Raw genomic sequence first — 16,946 nt, 5'->3', positions numbered from 1 at the left:
TATGACCTTTGTTATACTAAAGACTGGTGAAAATCAATGGATGAACTAACTAAAAACGAGGAGCTAGGCGATTTATATGCCTACTATGGCTCTTTATTAACCCGGGGGCAACAATCTTATTTTGAAGACTATTACTACAATGATTTGTCTCTAGGCGAAATCGCTGCTAATCATCAAGTATCTCGTCAGGCTATCTATGATAATCTCAAGCGCTCAAGTAAAATTCTTCAGAACTATGAAGAGAAATTGCATATGAAGCGCGACAACAATCAGGTTGAAGATGTCTTGGCAGATACGCTTTTATCTTTAGATAATGGTGATAGTGAAGCTGCTAAAAAAGAAATAACCAATTTATTAAATCAATTGAGGGGAGAATAGCCCATGGCTTTTGAAAATTTAAGTGAAAGAATTCAAAAAGCATTAAAAAATTTAACTGGCAAAGGTAAGGTCTCAGAAGAAGATATTAATAAGGCTAGTCGTGAAATTCGACTTGCTTTGTTAGAAGCCGACGTTAACTTTAAGGTCGTTAAGGACTTTATTAAAACCATTAAGAAAGAAGCCCTTGGCAAGGAAGTTCAGGAAAGTTTAAACCCAGGTCAACAAGTAATTAAGATCGTTAATGAACAGTTAACGAAGATGATGGGTGAAGAAGCAGTTCCTTTAAACAAGTCTAAGCATATTCCAACTATCATTATGATGGTCGGTTTGCAGGGTACTGGTAAGACTACGACTGTGGGTAAATTAGCCTATCATTTGCAAAAGACCGAAAAGGCCCGTCCGCTGTTGATAGCTGGCGATATTTATCGTCCGGCTGCTGTTGATCAATTGAAACAAATTGGTGATCAGTTAAAAGTTCCAGTATATAGTGAAGACGGAGAAAAAGACGTAGCTAAAATTGTTCAAGATGGACTTGCAGAGGCTGAAAAGAACAAGAATGACTATGTTTTGATCGATACAGCTGGTCGTTTAGAAATCGATGAACCTTTAATGGAAGAATTAGAGCGGGTAAAGAAAGTAGCCCATCCTGATAACATTCTTTTAGTCGTTGATGCCATGACTGGTCAGGCGGCAACAGATGTAGCCAAAGGCTTTGACGAACGCCTTGATGTTACGGGAGTGATTTTGACTAAGTTAGATGGTGATACTCGTGGTGGTGCAGCTCTTTCAATTCGTGCGGTAACTGGTAAGCCGATCTTATTTACTGGTCAAGGTGAAAAATTAAGCGATTTAGATGTTTTCCATCCAGATAGAATGGCATCCAGAATTTTAGGTATGGGTGACATGCTTTCCTTAATTGAAAAAGCCCAACAAGATTATGATGCTAAGGAAGCTGAAAAAGTCGCTGAAAAGATGCGGGAAAATACTTTTGACTTCAATGATTTTGTTGATCAATTGCAACAAGTTCAAAAAATGGGGCCTCTTGACCAAATCATGAAGATGATTCCGGGACTAGCTAATAATCCGCAATTAAAGAATCTAAATGTTGATCAAAAGCAAATTGATCATACTGAAGCAATTGTTTATTCAATGACTCCTGAGGAACGAGAAAATCCTGATATGCTTAATCCAAGCCGTCGCCGAAGAATAGCTGCTGGTTCAGGTCGTCCTGTAGTTGAAGTCAATAGGATGATTAAGCAGTTTAAGCAAATGCGCGACATGATGAGTAAAATGTCTAAAGGAAATATGAAGGGCTTGAGCAATTTGCCTGGAATGGATTCGCCAATGGCTAAGATGGCAATGCGCCGAATGAATAAGAATTTCAAGAAAAATAAGAAGAAGCGTTTACGCAAGGTAAAAAGATTCCATTCTTAAAAAATAAACTGTTAAGGAAAAATACTTTACACCTGTTAAGTTTGGTGGTATATTATTAATCGTTAAGTTTTAGGAGGAAATTAATTTATGTCAGTTAAAATTCGTATGCACCGTGCTGGTGCCAAGAGAAAGCCATTTTACAGAATCGTTGTTGCAGACTCACGTATGCCACGTGATGGTCGCTTCATCGAACAAGTTGGTTACTACAACCCAGTTTCACAACCAAAGGAATTGAAGCTTGACGAAGACAAGATCTTTGAATGGTTACAAAAAGGTGCACAACCTTCAGACACTGTTAGATCACTTCTTTCAGGTGCTGGCTTGATGGCTAAGTTGCACGATGCAAAATACAACAAGTAATTTTGCTATTAATTAAAAGCTTGATGCCGTGTGCTTCAAGCTTTTTTTATACCTAAAGGAGAAAAAATGGAATATTACGATGTTGCTCGGATTTTAACTACGCACGGTTTGAATGGTGAAGTTAAAGTTAGTGTAATTACTGATTTCCCTGAAGATCGTTTTGCTATAGGGATGCATTTGGCAATCAAAGATGAAACTTCTCAAGTTTTAACTGTGGCCAAGAGTAGACCTTTTAAGCAATTTTGGTTAGTTCAATTTGCAGAGATTACTGATATTGATCATGCTGAAAAATTAAAAGGAAAAATACTAGTTGTTAGTGAAGCCGACCGCGGTGAACTACCTGAAGGCGTTTATTACTATAAGGACATCTTTGACTGTGATGTCATTGATGAAGAATCCGGTAAGCGCTTGGGTAAAATCACTGATATTGAATCACCTGGTGCTAATGATATTTGGCTAGTCCATGAAGATAATGGTAAAGAGTATTGGATTCCTAATATTGCATCGGTGGTTAAAAAAGTAGATGTAGCTAATAAAAAAGTCTATGTTGAGTTATTGGAGGGCTTACGCGATGAAGATTAATGTATTGACACTTTTTCCTGATATGTTTGCTCCTTTGCAAGTTTCAATGTTGGGACGTGGGCTTGAAGATAAAAAATGGGAGCTTAATTTAGTTAATTTTCGTAATTTCACTACCGATGTACATCATCATGTTGATGATACGCCCTATGGTGGTGGCGCTGGGATGGTTTTGCAAATTATGCCGATTAAAAAAGCACTTGACTCGTTACCATCTACAGGTAAGGTAATTATTACTGCACCACAAGGTAAAACTTTTAATGAAAAAATGGCGCAAAGCTGGGCCCAAGAAGATGAATTAACCTTTATTTGCGGACATTACGAGGGCTTTGATCAGCGGGTTTATGACTTGGCTGACGAAACTGTTTCAATCGGTGATTATGTTTTAACTGGTGGTGAATTGCCAACAATGAGTATGATTGATGCTACAGTAAGACTTTTACCTGGTATTTTGGGCAATGCAGCTAGTCCAGTTGAAGAAAGCTTTTCACATGGGTTGTTAGAATATCCGCAATATACGCGTCCAGCAGATTTTGAAGGGCAAAAGGTGCCAGAGATATTGACTAGTGGCAATCATCAAAAAATTGCACAATGGCGGCATAAAGAGGCTCTTAGAACAACATATTTGCATCGACCTGATTTGCTCAAAGAACGAGTTTTAACAACTGAAGAAAAGAAAATGTTGGCAGATATTAAAGCAGAGCTTGATTAAGCAAGCTCTACTTGATATACTATTCATCGTGGCGTGACCACAATGAATAAGTTTAGGGGTGTTCCGCTGGCGTTGGTACGTTGATGAATGCCGAAGAAGGAGAAAAGTATATTATGGATCCATTAATTCAAGAATTAACTAAAGAACAACTTCGTGACGATATTCCTGCATTCCGTGCAGGTGACACTGTTACTGTTCATGTACGTGTTGTTGAAGGTACTCACGAACGTATTCAGTTGTTCGAAGGCGTTGTAATCAAGAAGAAGGGTACTGGCATCGGTGCTACTTACACAGTTCGTAAGATTGCTTCAGGTGTTGGTGTTGAAAGAACCTTCCCAGTTAACGACCCACGTGTTGCTAAGGTTGAAGTTAAGCGTCATGGTCGTGTACGTCGTGCTAAGCTTTACTACTTACGTGAACGTCACGGCAAGTCAGCAAGAATTGCTGAAGCACGTCGTTAATCATAACGTCAATCATAAAAAGGTCAGTTCCAGTGGAACTGGCTTTTTTTCTACCCAAAAGTTGTATATAAAATGCTATGATGGAGTTATGGAATGAATGAGGTGAAATAAATGAAGTTCAATTGCAAATTTGCACTTGTGGCAGCAACCGTATTGACAGTAGCACCTATATTATCTTTTCCCAATATCACGACTACGGTACAAGCAACGACGAAGAAAGCCCAAGCAGCTAAGAATACAATCCAGGTAAATAAAGCACCAATAATTTATGATCGTGCAGGTAATTATAATTCGAAATATCATCAAAATATCAAAGCTGGTACTCGTTTAAAATATAGTGGCAAGACTTATATTATTCAGCAGCGCTTTGCAGCTGGGATTCCTGTGCCAACTAGTCGAATTATTGGTGGTAAGCTTTACTATTCGATTGGTAAAGGAGGCTATGTTAAAGAAAGCGATGTGTTAACCTGGCTTGGTAACACAAATACGGTCAAGTTACATTTTCGGCACAAGAAAAATTATATTTATGATAAAAATGGTAAAAAATTAGTTAGCTATAATGGTGGCAAGAATTATTTTACTAATAAACAAAAACCAAAAATTGAGGTACCATACTATAATTCGCCTAAGCAATTATTTAATATTGATAAGGGCGGTTATATTGATGCCAGCCAAGTAACTACTTTGAATGGCAAGGGAACCGTGTTTTTAAATAATAATGCACCTATTTATGATGCAACAGGCAAGCAAGTCAAGAATAAAAATCTAAAACAAGGCACGGTTTTAAACTATTATGGTAAACCTAAGAAAGCGGCTGCTAATACTCAATTTTATTATTATCAAAATAAAACTAAGATGACTTTACCTGCAATTCAACAGGGTGATCATACTTATTTTCAGATTAGTAAAACACAATATATCAATGCGGCAGACGTTGCTTTAGTAGATGGTAAGACGTTGTGGGATAAAGGACCTGTGAGTGTGTCTTTAATAAATGATGCATATGCGTATACTGCCAAATTTAAGCAAAATAAAAAGGTGCTTTATCGTGCTGGCGCTAAACTAACGGTTGATAGAACCAAAATAGAAGGTGAAAAATCACCTCAACTTTATTTACATGTTAAAGGTACCAAAAACTATCTTTATTGGGGGAATGAAAAAGACTATGGCGCATCACCATTAGATTATCGTCACGGTTCAACTAATTTAATATTGCAGACACTGTTGCATAATTAGTCTGTGTGTAATACTTTTAAACTGATATCATAAAGGACTATTATCTTAATAGAAGGTGATAGCCTTTTATTTTAAAAAGATCACAATGATAAAATGGCTGTATAGTAGTAATGATGAAAAAAGATTGTGAAGAAATTCAGCTGTGAAACGGTTGTGAAACTAAGACAAAAATCACAAAGTTGGCAGATATCTATTACTAATCTTGATATAAAGACATTTGTTATTGTGAAGCTATTTTTGTAAAAAATAATATTAAATGTGGAATTAGCGTTAGAACCAATAGTTATCCACATTTGTAAATGTCCCCAGTAAAGTCGAGTAAAACAAAAATTTAAAAGAAGATGGAAAAATGGATTATCCGAAAAAACTGATTGACGAAGTGAAAGAACGATCTAAAGGCATGCAGCTAGAAGGAATTAATTCTGGCTCGGGTCCCCAACATCCTTTATTAATGATTGTCGGTGAAGCTCCTGGTCGAAATGAAATTGTTAATAATATTCCCTTTAGCGGGGATACGGGTAAGGAATTGGATAAATCATTGAAGCAGATTGGTCTGACACGTGATCAGGTATATATTACATCTGCTGTGAGAAGTCGACCTTTTGCAATCAAAAAGGTTTTTAGCAAGCGTGAAAATAAAGAAGTAATCAAATATCCCAATCGTAAGCCAACCAAAAAAGAGATTCTAGCTCATGCGCCTTTCTTAGATTTTGAAATTGACTATGCTCAACCAAAACTAATTGTTGCCTTGGGTAATACGGGATTAGAACGTCTTTTGGGGTCTGGTCATAAGATTTCAGCTGAACATGGTCAAGTAATTAAAAATACACCAATTTTACGTTTAAATGAAACTAAAGACGGCTATATTTGGTCAAAAGAAAGATACACTATTTTCCCAGAATATCATCCTGCCGCTGTTTTTTATAATCGCAAGCTAACAGATGATATTATTAAAGATTGGGATAAAATCAAGCCGTATGTAGAAAAGGAAAAATCTGAAAATGAGTAATGAAACTTTTTTGATTCCAATTAGACAAAATAATGATTTATCGGATATCGCTTTAAATGAATTACGCATGGATCTAGATGAGCATGCCTTACATCAACGTTATTACACTGATATTGCTTATTTAGCAGGAAATAGTCGTAAGTATAGTCTAAATAGTGTACAAACCGTTGCGAGCCCTTTGATAGGTAAGAAAATTTTATTTTTGGGTTCTTCCGTTACTTTTGGTTTTGGCGCTTTGGGTGAAAGCTTTGTTGATTATCTTTGGAAGCGTGATGGCGTTGCTGCAATTAAAGATGCAGAAAATGGTACGACCTTAGTTGATGAAGATACTTATAAGCCAAACGATTCTTATGTTGCTCGTTTTAGAGAAGAGTTGACCGAATCACAACCTGATGTTTTTGTCTTACAACTTTCAACTAATGATGCAAATCAAAATAAAAAACTAGGCAAAATTACTAATCAAAACTTTGACACCAAAACCATTACGGGAGCTTTGGAATATATGATTTCAACGGCTCAAGCAAGGTGGAAATGTCCAATTTTAATTTATACTAATCCTTATTTTGCTAATCCGTTATACAAACAGATGGTTGAACGAGTACACGAACTGTCTCAAAAGTGTCACATTGAGATTCTAGATTTATACGATCATCCTGATTTTCAGCATCAAGACGCTTTGTATATGGCTGATGAAATTCATCCAACTCGTGCGGGTTATCTAAAGAAATGGTTACCATTATTTGAAGAAAAAATAACTGAAATTTTGGCATAAAGAAAGACCTAGATAAATTATCTAGGTCAAAATTGAAATTAGTCAATGTTATTACGATACAAGCTAACTACCTTACCCAAAATTGTAACTTTAGGTAAAATGATTGGAGCCATTGTATCATTTTCTGGCTGTAATCGGTAGTGATCCTTTTCTTTGTAGAAACGCTTAACTGTAGCTTCATTTTCTTCAGTCATTGCCACCACGATTTCACCATTGTTGGCAGATGATTGTTTGCGTACGATTACGCTATCACCGTTTAAAATGCCAGCGTTAATCATACTTTCACCGTGGACTTTGAGCATAAAGAGTTCACCAGCATCACTTTTTAAGTCTGGTGGGAGTGGAAAGTAGTCATCAATATCTTCAACTGCCAGAATTGGTTGTCCTGCAGTAACCACACCGATAACTGGAATTTCCTTTGGCTTGATACCTAACTCTTTTTTACCCTCACGGGTAATTTCCAAAGCACGAGGTTTTGTAGCGTCTTTTACTAGCCAGCCCTTTCTTTCAAGGCGAGCTAAATGACCATGGACAGTGGAAGTAGAAGAAAGACCAACTGCAGAACAGATTTCTCTAACTGTAGGTGGAATGCTCCGTTTCTCAACTGTATCGTAAATATATTGCAAAATTTCTAGTTGCTTTTTATCGCTTGTTTTTCTTGGCATTTTTAATTCTCCGTTTGTATTTATGGTACTTAATATTATAACCTAATTCTACCAGATAATGTCAATATTCTCAAACAGGCGTTCTTAAGAAGTTATACTTTTTTTATGATAAAAAATAAGGTAGACTAATGATTGTTAATGTGAGGTGGAACTATTATGGATAATAAAGATGCAATGAGTAAAGAAGAAGAAAAAAAGGTAACAGATCGAATTAATGAACTTTACCATAAGAAAGAAAAAGAAGGATTAACTCCTGAAGAAGAAGCAGAAAGAAAAGAACTGCATAAGAAGTTTTTAGCTAACTTTAGAGCAGCTTTTAAACAAGATGTTGAAAACATGGTTATCTTGGATAAGAATGGTAAAGAAGTTACTTCAGAACGAGCTAAACGTGCTCAAAGAAAAAAAGGACTTAGAAAAGATTAACTAGCTCTTTTAATAAGTTAGAGGATTATGATAAAATATAAATGTTAGTTAGATGGAGGATTTAATAAGATGAATTTAGGTTTAGCAATTTTTTTGATCATTGTTGCGCTCTTGGTTGGTGCAACAGCGGGTTTCTATGGTGCAAGAGCATACATGAAGAAGTACTTTAAGGAAAATCCTCCTATTAGTGAAGATATGATCGTTGCTATGATGTCTCAAATGGGACAAAAGCCTTCAAATAAGAAGGTACATCAAGTAATGAACATGATGAAACACCAACAAAGGTAATTAATTTAGATTATTTTTGGAAAGAGGCGAAGGATTTTCTTTGTCTCTTTTTTGTGCAATTTTTAAAATGAGGTGAAATATGGGAATATTTAGCAAACTAGGTTGGTTTTTTAAGGCTGAAAAAAAGCGCTACATTATTGGGATTACTTTCTTAGCGCTGACTTCCTTAGCCAATTTAGTACCACCGCGCGTATTAGGTTTGATGGCTGATCAACTTGATCAAGGACATATTTCCTGGGGCCAATACGGAATGCTGATCATTGCCGTTTTAGCCGCAGCGCTCACTCTTTATATTTTGCGCTATTTCTGGCGTAAGCAAATCTGGGGCGGAGCGGCAGAATTGGAACGGCAGATGCGGTCAAAGTTATTCGATCATTTTATGATTATGGACCGAACTTTTTATCAGCGCCATCGAACGGGTGATTTAATGGCACATGCCACTAATGATGTTTCCGCTATTCAGAATGTAGCTGGAGACGGTGTTTTAACTTTAGTTGATTCTTTAGTTATGGGGCTGTCAACAATGATCGCAATGATTATTTTTGTTGATTGGCGTTTAACAATTGTCGCTTTATTACCGTTGCCATTTTTGGCTTTGGGAGCTTGGAAGCTAGGCGATCATCTACATGATGCTTTTGATAAATCACAAGCTGCGTTTTCAAAGTTGAATAATAAGACACAAGAATCCGTTTCGGGTATTAAAGTGCTTAAAACTTTTGGTCAGGGTAAAGAAGATACTGCTGCTTTTGACAAGATGGTCGATGAAACGATCAATATTAATAAAAAAGTTTTTGTCTGGGATTCCTTATTTGATCCACTGGGAACAATAATTATCGGTACTACGTATGTGATTACGATTATTTATGGGGGACTATTAGTAACTAACAAGATTTTATCAATTGGCCAGTTGGTTTCTTTTATCGCGTATATTTCTAACATGGTTTGGCCAATGTTTGCTATTGGTTATTTGTTTAATATTCTAGAGCGTGGTAGTGCAAGTTATGACCGTGTAGAAAAGTTACTTGATGAAAAGCCTTTGATTACTGATGCACATGCAGATCCAAATATTACTTCTCAAGATTTGCAAGGTGAATTAAAATATGACATTAAATCATTCGCATATCCAGATGAGCCAGATATTCCAGTTTTAAAGCAAGTCAATTTCACTTTAAAACCTGGGCAAACTTTAGGGTTAGTTGGTCGAGTTGGTGCGGGTAAAACCACAATTATTCAACTGCTTTTGCGAGAATTTGATCAGTATGATGGTCAAATTACTCTGAATGGCAAAGATATTAGAAATATTCCACTAAAGGTATTACTCAGTCAGATCTCCTACGTTCCTCAAAATAATTTCTTGTTTTCAACTAGTATCGGCAAAAATATTGCTTTCTCTTCTGAAAATGTAGATAAGGATGATATTGCAGCTGCAGCCAAGAAGAGTGATTTGCATGATGATGTTTTGCAAATGCCTAAAGGCTATGAAACATTAGTTGGTGAAAATGGGTTATCGCTTTCAGGTGGTCAAAGACAGAGAATGTCGATTGCCCGTGCGTTGTTAAAAGATAGTCAGATCTTGATTTTGGATGATGCTTTATCAGCAGTTGATGCGAAGACTGAAACTGAAATTTTATCATCATTAAGAAAAGAGCGAGCAGATAAGACTACGATGATTGCAGCTCACCGCTTAACTTCTGTCATGGATGCGGATCTGATTTTAGTTTTAAAAGATGGGCGAATCGTTGAACGAGGCAATCACCAACAACTTTTAGACGAAGATGGTTGGTATGCAGAAATGTGGCGTAGACAAGAGTTACAAGCAAAGGTGGGTGAAGATGTAGATGAATAACGAAGAACAACATGAATCCGTCTGGTCGAAGACAATTCCGTTTAAAGAACAAGTTGACATTTTTAAACGACTAATGGGCTTTGTGGAGCAATTTAAATTTGAAATGATCATTGCTTTAGTTGGAGCTTTTGTTGTCAGCATAATTAATATTCTTTTACCAAGGGGTTTGCAATATTTCTTAGATCATTTCTTGTTACACCAAAATACAACGGTGCAAGTGATTCTTTTTGCAGGATTATTGTATGCTTTAGGCTCTATTTTAAAGGCAATTATCCAGTTTACTTATCAATATTTCTTTGCCTTAGGCTCAGAGAAAACATTAGAAAGTGTCAGAAGAGCGCTTTACCGTAAGTTACATAAATTAGGGATGCGTTATTTTGACCAAACTCCAGCTGGTTCAATTGTTTCAAGAGTTACTAATGATACAATGACTTTGAGCAATTTTTTGACTGTTCTATCAACTTTTGTAATTGGTGTTTTCTCTGTAGTAACAGCATTAGTAGCGATGTTTACTACTAATGTAGTTGCTGGCTGGTTAATTTTGCTTTTTATGCCAATTCTGTTATTTGTTATTTGGCTTTACTCTCAAAGAAGTTCGCGACTTTATCGTAATTATCGTGAACGCCTTAGTCGAATTAACACTAATTTGAACGAATCAATTGAAGGAGTCTCTGTTATTCAAGAGTTTAATCAGGAAAAACGGATGACCCACAATTTTGAAGGCGAAAATGGTGGGTTAATGAATACTCGTTTTAATATGATTCGGGTTAATTCACTATTATTGTCGCCTTTAACCTCATTGCTTTATTCATTAGCCTTGGCTGTTTCATTGATGTATTTTGGTTTTCCATTACGTGAGACTTTTGTACCAGCCGGTGTGGTATATGCTTTTTCACAATATATTTCACAGCTGTTTAACCCGATTTCAACTATGATGGACCAAATGACTTTCTTCCAAGATGGGATTGTTGCTGGTAAAAGAATTTTTTATATTTTGGATGATACGCAATATGAACCTAAACAAGATGCACAAGCCGGCTTAACAATTAGCAAAGGGAAGATTGAATTTAAGCATGTGAGTTTTTCATATGATGGCAAGCATGAAATTTTGCATGATATTTCTTTTGTGGTTAACCCAGGCGAAACATTAGGAATTGTTGGACATACTGGTTCAGGAAAAAGCTCAATTATTAATGTGATGATGCGCTTTTATGAATTTGGTCAAGGTGAAGTTTTAATCGATGATGTTGATATTCGTAAATATCCTAAAGAGGAGTTACGCAAAAAACTTGGATTAGTTTTGCAAGAGCCATTTATGTTTTATGGCGATATCGCTTCTAATATTCGTTTATATAATAAGCAGATTACTGATGCTCAAATTAAGGCTGCGGCTAAAGCAGTTCAAGCTGATCAATTTATTGAAAAAATGCCAGGTAAATACTATGCAAAGGTAATTGAAGGTGGAGAGGAATTTAGTCAAGGGCAACGGCAACTAATTTCTTTTGCCAGAACTTTAGTCACAGACCCCAAAGTTTTAGTATTAGATGAAGCAACTGCTAATGTTGATACCGAAACTGAAACTTTAATTCAGCAAGGTCTAAAACGTTTACGTAAAGGACGGACCACTCTAGCAATTGCCCACCGGCTTTCAACTATTGCCGATGCTGATCAAATCATTGTTTTGGATAAAGGACGAATTATTGAGCGCGGTACTCATGAAGAATTATTAGCGCAAAAAGGCTATTATTATAACTTGTATACTTTGCAAAATAATGAAAATAAGGATAATTAATTTTGAGGACGTTTGTTTAGTAACGACGTCCTTTTTGCTATAATAATGAAAAAGTATTAAATAATTATGAATATTTGTAAGGAGAAAAAATGAGAAGATATTTTGCCGTTCGTGGTGGAGCTGGCGATGTTGCACAACCAGATCTTAATGCCAAACCACAAGATAATTTGTATTTAGCTGTCAATTCAGAATGGTTGTCTAAAGCTAAAATCCCTGCAGATAAGACGTCTGCTGGGATTAACTCTGAACTAGATCAACGAATTGAAGATCGGGTAATGAAAGATTTTGCTGATGTTGCAGCGGGTAAAGAAAGAATGCCTGATATCAAGGATTTTGGAAAAGCAATTGCTTTATATAAAATTGCCAAAGATTTTGACAAAAGGGATGCTGAAAAAGCTAATCCAATTCAAAAAGATTTACAAAAGTTATTAGCTTTGAGTAGCTTTAGTGATTTTGAACAAAAGGCTGCTGATTTATTTATGGGTCCATATACTTTGCCATTTGTCTTTGATGTTGATGCTGACATGAAGAATACTGATGTAAATGTGCTTCATTTTGGTGGACCAAGTACATTTTTACCAGATACTACGACCTATAAAACAGCTGATGCCAAAAAACTCTTGGATATTTTACAAGATCAAAGCATTAATTTGTTAATGATGGCCGGGGTTGGTAAGAGTGAAGCACGTACTTATGTTGCCGATGCTTTAGCTTTTGATCAAAAATTGGCTAAGATTGTTAAATCAACCGAAGAATGGTCAGATTACGCAGCAATCTATAATCCAGTAAACTATGCTGAATTTATTGCAAAATTTAAGTCATTTAAGATGGCTGACTTTATGGCTGCTGTTTTGCCAGTTAAACCAGAGCGTATCATTGTAATGGAACCACGTTTTCTTGATCATGCTGAGAGTTTATTAAACGCAGCTAATTTTGCCGAAATTAAAGGCTGGATGTTGGTTAAATACATTAACAATGTAGCTAGATTTTTGTCTCAAGCTTTTCGAGAAGCAGCATTTCCATTTAATCAGGCAATTACTGGTACGCCACAATTGCCAACTCAAATTAAACAAGCTTATCGTTTAGCAAATAGTGCTTTTGATGAAGTAGTCGGCATTTTTTATGGGCAAAAGTATTTTGGAGCTAAGGCCAAAAAAGATGTTGAAGACATGATTCATAAGATGCTCAAGGTTTATGAGGAAAGAATCAAATCAAATACCTGGCTTTCTGCTGAAACCAAAAAGAAAGCTGTGATTAAGTTAAAGGCGTTGGTTTTAAAAATTGGTTACCCAGACAAGATCGAAGAAATCTTTGACTTATTGCAAGTTGATCCGAAAAAGAGCTTGTATGAAAATGAAGCGGCAATGTCAACTGTACGAACGAAATATATGCTTAATAAGTTAACTAAGCCAGTTGACCGTTCAGTTTGGCTAATGCCAGGTAATTTAAATAATGCCTGCTATGATCCACAAAGAAATGATTTAACTTTCCCAGCAGGAATCTTGCAGGCACCGTTTTATGATATTAATCAATCGCGCGGTGCTAACTATGGCGGTATTGGTGCAACTATTGGTCACGAAGTATCACATGCTTTTGATAATAGTGGTGCTAAGTTTGATGAACGAGGAAATATGAATAATTGGTGGACTGATGCAGACTTCGCTGAATTTAATAAACGAGTTGGCCAAATGGTTGATATTTTTGATGGTTTGCAATATGGTCCAGCTAAAGTGAATGGTAAGCAAGTTGTTGGTGAAAATATAGCTGATTTAGCTGGACTTGCCTGTGCTGTCCAAACTGGAAAAGATGATGGTGCCGATTTAAAGGATCTTTTTGAAAACTATGCTCGTAGCTGGATGCAAAAACAACGTCCTGAAGCAATCAAAACAGAAGTTCAAACCGATGTCCATGCGCCGCAGCCAACTAGAGTAAATATTCCGGTTCAATGCCAAGATGAATTCTATGATGCATTTGACGTTAAGAAGACAGATGGCATGTGGCTTAACCCAGAAGATAGAATTACAATCTGGTAAAAATAACAAGAATCTATATTGGCCTAAGTGAATAAGATGAAGATAACCCATTAGGTTATGTAGCATTGACCTTTGATAAGCTTAACCACCAAATTTTAGGTGGGGCAGTAATGTCTACTTATGATTTAACAGGTTAAGGAAATGTCCTTAGTTTAGCTATTCGCCATAGACTTACTTTAGAAGATCTTGCAGAACAAGATTTCTTCTTCTCACCAAGTTTTGACCGTCAATGGAGTCTACTTAACTTGGCGGCCCAACATGCCTTAGGCTGAGCTAAATTCTAATTTAATGAAAGTAGGTCTCAATATGAAGTATCCAGAAACAAAAGAAAGGTTAAATGAATTAGTCATTAATTTATTGCATATGCACATGATTGTTCGCCGTCACCATTGGTATATGCGCGGCAGTCAATTCTTGAAGTTGCACCCATATCTTGATGACTTAATGGATGAACTAGATGATCAGATTGATGGTCTTGCAGAAAGACTAATTACCATCGATGGTTCACCTGTTGCCACTTTAAGGGAAGTTGTTCAATTAAATAAAATTCCTGGTGAAAAGGGGAGTTGGGACTTCACTAATACACAAAGACTTGAAAAGATCATTTCAGGCTATCGTTATTTAGATAAGCTCTATGAAGAAGCGCTTGAAGCTTCTGATAAAGAAGGAGATTACTCGACTAATGATATTTTGACTGGTTTCCATACTGATCTTGAAAAGCGACTTTGGATGTTAACGGCTGAACTTGGTCAAGCTCCAGATATTGATGCATAAGTCGTAAATTTAGAGAAAATAGCGAATCTGTAGTGGTTCGCTATTTTTTATGGCAAAAAGCTCTATCACAATTTACGTAAGCACCTGAAATTTGGACTATAATTTCGAGGCTTTTGTTATGTCTAAATTATCTGAACGAGACATTAATTATTTCTGAAACTTGCGAACTCTGTTCGCGGGTGTGTCATTGTTTCATAGCTTCTGTTTTAGTTTTACGCTGTCCTTCAGGTCTTTGTCTGTGTTGCAGGTTTATCCATTATTTGGCCCGACTAGACATCTGTACGCGCACATGAAAAAATTGATAGTCAATTCCTTCATTAATAACGTCACTATTAGTGATACACAAGAAAAATGCTACCAAATCAGTCAGATTTAGTAGCATTTTTTTAGATTAATTAAAGTAAATTTTAGAAAAGATATTTATTAAGCAAGACAGTTAGGTAATGTTTATTTTACAAACCCTGCACTAAACCAGTTAGTTGCGCTTGGTTTAAGTGACCATCCAGTTACTTTTTTATTAACAGCGGTTATTGAATATGAATTAGTGGTAGGTACAACATAGGCCTCATTGTACATCCATTTTTGCCATTTTCTGAATGCGTCAACACGATACTTATGGTTGAAAGCTTTTTCTGAGTCAATATCAGCTAAAAGCTTACTTTGTACAGGGGAAACAAAACGTGCCATATTATATGGTGCAGCAGCGCTATAAAGATCATTAGGAGAAGGTTCACTTGAAAGTGACCAGCCACCTTCAAAGACATCAATTTTTGGATCATCAGATTGAACTGCTTGTACCCAATTGTTAAATTCCATTGGACGACCGCCAACAAACTTAACGTTCAAACCGATTTTCTTCCATTGTTGGATATAATTACGCCATACGGGCTCTGCGGTAGTAGCATTGTTTCTAACAGCTAAATTAATAGTAAGCTTCTTTCCGTTAGGTTGAACTCTGAATTCGCCTTTCTTTTTATATCCGGCTTTATCTAGTAATTGGTTGGCTTTCTTCAAATTATATGGGTAACCTTTAATTGAACTATCGGAAAAGTCACCAAATTGTTCTGGAATCAAAGTATTAACACGGAATGCTAATCCTTGGTAATAGCGTTTAGCAACAGCATCAATATTCATTGCATAGGCCATTGCTTTACGTAATGCTGGATTATTCATCTTGGCATTCTTATTTTCAACATTCTTTCCTAGCTTCTTATCCCATTTACCAACTTTAAAAGCTAAGTAGTTATAACTAAGTGGAACTTCACCAATAAAGTTAGTATCAGTTGCATTCTTAGTTTGATCCCATTGTGTATTAACCACATCAGCAATATCAAATTTATGACTTTTAATGGCTTGGGTAGCAGAACTGGAGCTGATAACAGATGCAGTTACTTTTTCAAAGTTTGGTGTACCACGCCAGTAATAAGGATTACGCTCCCAAGAAACAGATTGACCACGAACAATATTAGATACACGGAATGGTCCAAAAAATAGTGGGGATTTTCTGACCTTGTCACTAGATAAAAGCTTTGAAAAAGGTACATCCTTTAAGTAATGATAGGGTTCAGCACATTCCCAGAAATATCCATTACCTGATTGAAGCATACCAGGCTTCATTTGCTTGAAATGGATTACGACTTTGCGTCCATTTTCACCATCAGGCATTTCAATTCCAGAAATTTTCTTGCTTTTGCCTTCATGATATTCAGCTAAGCCAACAATATCAGCTAAAGATTCAGTATATCTTTGTGATTTAGAGTCTTTATTTGCAATAATTTCATAAGCAAATTCAACGTCTTTAGCATTCACTTGCTTACCATCTGACCACTTAACTCCTTTTTTCACTTCGATTGTGATAGTCTTAGCTTTCCGATTTAGTTTAAAAGTAGCAGCTCCTTTATTATTAATCTTATATTGATCATCTGTTGAAAATAAAGATTCTAGACCTGGGCTTTGTACCTCACTATCAATTGTAGTATCTGATAATTCTGGTAAGAAAATACCAGTGAATGGACTGTCTGATTCAACAGCATAGGTTAAAGTTTTAATACTTTTTACGGGAACAGTTTCGCTAAACTTATGATTAGTTTTATTTGCATTACTACTGTTTGTATGTTTGAAACTGTCAAATCTTTTGTGTAAATAGATCTTTCTCGTAAATTGATTTTTTAATTATTTATTTAA

Annotated in this window: 16 protein-coding genes and 2 pseudogenes; 16 read left to right on the top strand and 2 right to left on the bottom strand. The window is 36.1% G+C overall.

Features of this window, described 5'->3' with window-relative positions:
- The first annotated feature begins 36 nt into the window (after nucleotides 1-36).
- From ylxM to CP363_RS04040, 9 genes are all read left to right on the top strand, one after another.
- A complete protein-coding gene (gene ylxM, locus CP363_RS04080) occupies nucleotides 37-378 on the top strand; it encodes a YlxM family DNA-binding protein (protein WP_013086512.1) in 342 nt (113 codons plus the stop codon).
- Between the two features lie 3 nt (nucleotides 379-381).
- On the top strand, nucleotides 382-1,812 hold the full coding sequence (gene ffh, locus CP363_RS04075) for a signal recognition particle protein (protein ID WP_023488732.1): 1,431 nt from the start codon (nucleotides 382-384) through the stop codon (nucleotides 1,810-1,812).
- Nucleotides 1,813-1,899: 87 nt separating this feature from the next.
- On the top strand, nucleotides 1,900-2,172 hold the full coding sequence (rpsP, locus tag CP363_RS04070; RefSeq protein ID WP_003547870.1) for a 30S ribosomal protein S16: 273 nt from the start codon (nucleotides 1,900-1,902) through the stop codon (nucleotides 2,170-2,172).
- A 66-nt stretch (nucleotides 2,173-2,238) separates the two neighbouring features.
- Nucleotides 2,239-2,754 (top strand): ribosome maturation factor RimM, encoded by a 516-nt coding sequence (rimM, locus tag CP363_RS04065; protein WP_089150663.1) that lies wholly within the window; start codon nucleotides 2,239-2,241, stop codon nucleotides 2,752-2,754.
- On the top strand, nucleotides 2,744-3,463 hold the full coding sequence (gene trmD / locus CP363_RS04060; RefSeq protein WP_005719317.1) for a tRNA (guanosine(37)-N1)-methyltransferase TrmD: 720 nt from the start codon (nucleotides 2,744-2,746) through the stop codon (nucleotides 3,461-3,463). The genes rimM and trmD overlap by 11 nt, the downstream gene beginning before the upstream one ends.
- A gap of 113 nt (nucleotides 3,464-3,576) precedes the next feature.
- Complete coding sequence (gene rplS, locus CP363_RS04055) at nucleotides 3,577-3,924, top strand: 50S ribosomal protein L19 (RefSeq protein ID WP_005722007.1); 348 nt, start codon at nucleotides 3,577-3,579, stop codon at nucleotides 3,922-3,924.
- A 111-nt stretch (nucleotides 3,925-4,035) separates the two neighbouring features.
- Complete coding sequence (locus tag CP363_RS04050; protein WP_098035873.1) at nucleotides 4,036-5,160, top strand: SLAP domain-containing protein; 1,125 nt, start codon at nucleotides 4,036-4,038, stop codon at nucleotides 5,158-5,160.
- A gap of 349 nt (nucleotides 5,161-5,509) precedes the next feature.
- Entirely contained in the window at nucleotides 5,510-6,169 is a 660-nt protein-coding gene (locus CP363_RS04045) for a uracil-DNA glycosylase (protein ID WP_089149830.1), read from the top strand.
- Nucleotides 6,162-6,941 (top strand): SGNH/GDSL hydrolase family protein, encoded by a 780-nt coding sequence (locus CP363_RS04040; RefSeq protein WP_065989466.1) that lies wholly within the window; start codon nucleotides 6,162-6,164, stop codon nucleotides 6,939-6,941. The genes CP363_RS04045 and CP363_RS04040 overlap by 8 nt, the downstream gene beginning before the upstream one ends.
- Nucleotides 6,942-6,979: 38 nt before the next feature.
- On the opposite strand, the gene lexA is transcribed toward CP363_RS04040, so the two are convergent.
- On the bottom strand, nucleotides 6,980-7,606 hold the full coding sequence (gene lexA / locus CP363_RS04035) for a transcriptional repressor LexA (RefSeq protein WP_005719307.1): 627 nt from the start codon (nucleotides 7,604-7,606) through the stop codon (nucleotides 6,980-6,982).
- Nucleotides 7,607-7,762: 156 nt separating this feature from the next.
- On the opposite strand from lexA, the gene CP363_RS04030 reads away from it, so the two are divergent.
- The 7 genes and pseudogenes from CP363_RS04030 to CP363_RS04000 all read left to right on the top strand — a co-directional run bounded on the left by CP363_RS04030 (nucleotide 7,763) and on the right by CP363_RS04000 (nucleotide 14,762).
- Nucleotides 7,763-8,029, top strand: a complete 267-nt coding sequence (locus tag CP363_RS04030) for a DUF896 domain-containing protein (RefSeq protein WP_013086506.1) — start codon at nucleotides 7,763-7,765, stop codon at nucleotides 8,027-8,029.
- A 69-nt stretch (nucleotides 8,030-8,098) separates the two neighbouring features.
- Entirely contained in the window at nucleotides 8,099-8,317 is a 219-nt protein-coding gene (locus tag CP363_RS04025) for a YneF family protein (protein ID WP_057726609.1), read from the top strand.
- Between the two features lie 79 nt (nucleotides 8,318-8,396).
- Nucleotides 8,397-10,163 (top strand): ABC transporter ATP-binding protein, encoded by a 1,767-nt coding sequence (locus CP363_RS04020; protein WP_089142883.1) that lies wholly within the window; start codon nucleotides 8,397-8,399, stop codon nucleotides 10,161-10,163.
- The gene (locus tag CP363_RS04015; RefSeq protein WP_187354731.1) at nucleotides 10,156-11,955 is read left to right on the top strand and encodes an ABC transporter ATP-binding protein; all 1,800 of its coding nucleotides are present in this window, start codon (nucleotides 10,156-10,158) and stop codon (nucleotides 11,953-11,955) included. The genes CP363_RS04020 and CP363_RS04015 overlap by 8 nt, the downstream gene beginning before the upstream one ends.
- Before the next feature lie 89 nt (nucleotides 11,956-12,044).
- Entirely contained in the window at nucleotides 12,045-13,988 is a 1,944-nt protein-coding gene (locus CP363_RS04010) for a M13 family metallopeptidase (protein ID WP_098035872.1), read from the top strand.
- Nucleotides 13,989-14,023: 35 nt separating this feature from the next.
- Nucleotides 14,024-14,260 (top strand): annotated as a pseudogene (locus tag CP363_RS04005) (FAD-dependent oxidoreductase); the annotation flags it as partial.
- 34 nt (nucleotides 14,261-14,294) lie between these two features.
- Nucleotides 14,295-14,762, top strand: a complete 468-nt coding sequence (locus CP363_RS04000) for a DNA starvation/stationary phase protection protein (RefSeq protein ID WP_035443727.1) — start codon at nucleotides 14,295-14,297, stop codon at nucleotides 14,760-14,762.
- Between the two features lie 447 nt (nucleotides 14,763-15,209).
- Here the strand turns inward: CP363_RS04000 and CP363_RS03995 are convergent.
- A pseudogene (locus CP363_RS03995) lies at nucleotides 15,210-16,877 on the bottom strand (oligopeptide ABC transporter substrate-binding protein); the annotation flags it as partial.
- Nucleotides 16,878-16,946: the final 69 nt, after the last annotated feature.

Origin of the sequence: Lactobacillus sp. UMNPBX12 (assembly GCF_002553955.1) — a bacterium.
Classification (GTDB): Bacteria; Bacillota; Bacilli; order Lactobacillales; family Lactobacillaceae; genus Lactobacillus; species Lactobacillus crispatus.
The sequence above is the reverse complement of the archived record's forward strand: the minus strand, read 5'-3'. Positions and strand labels throughout refer to the sequence as shown.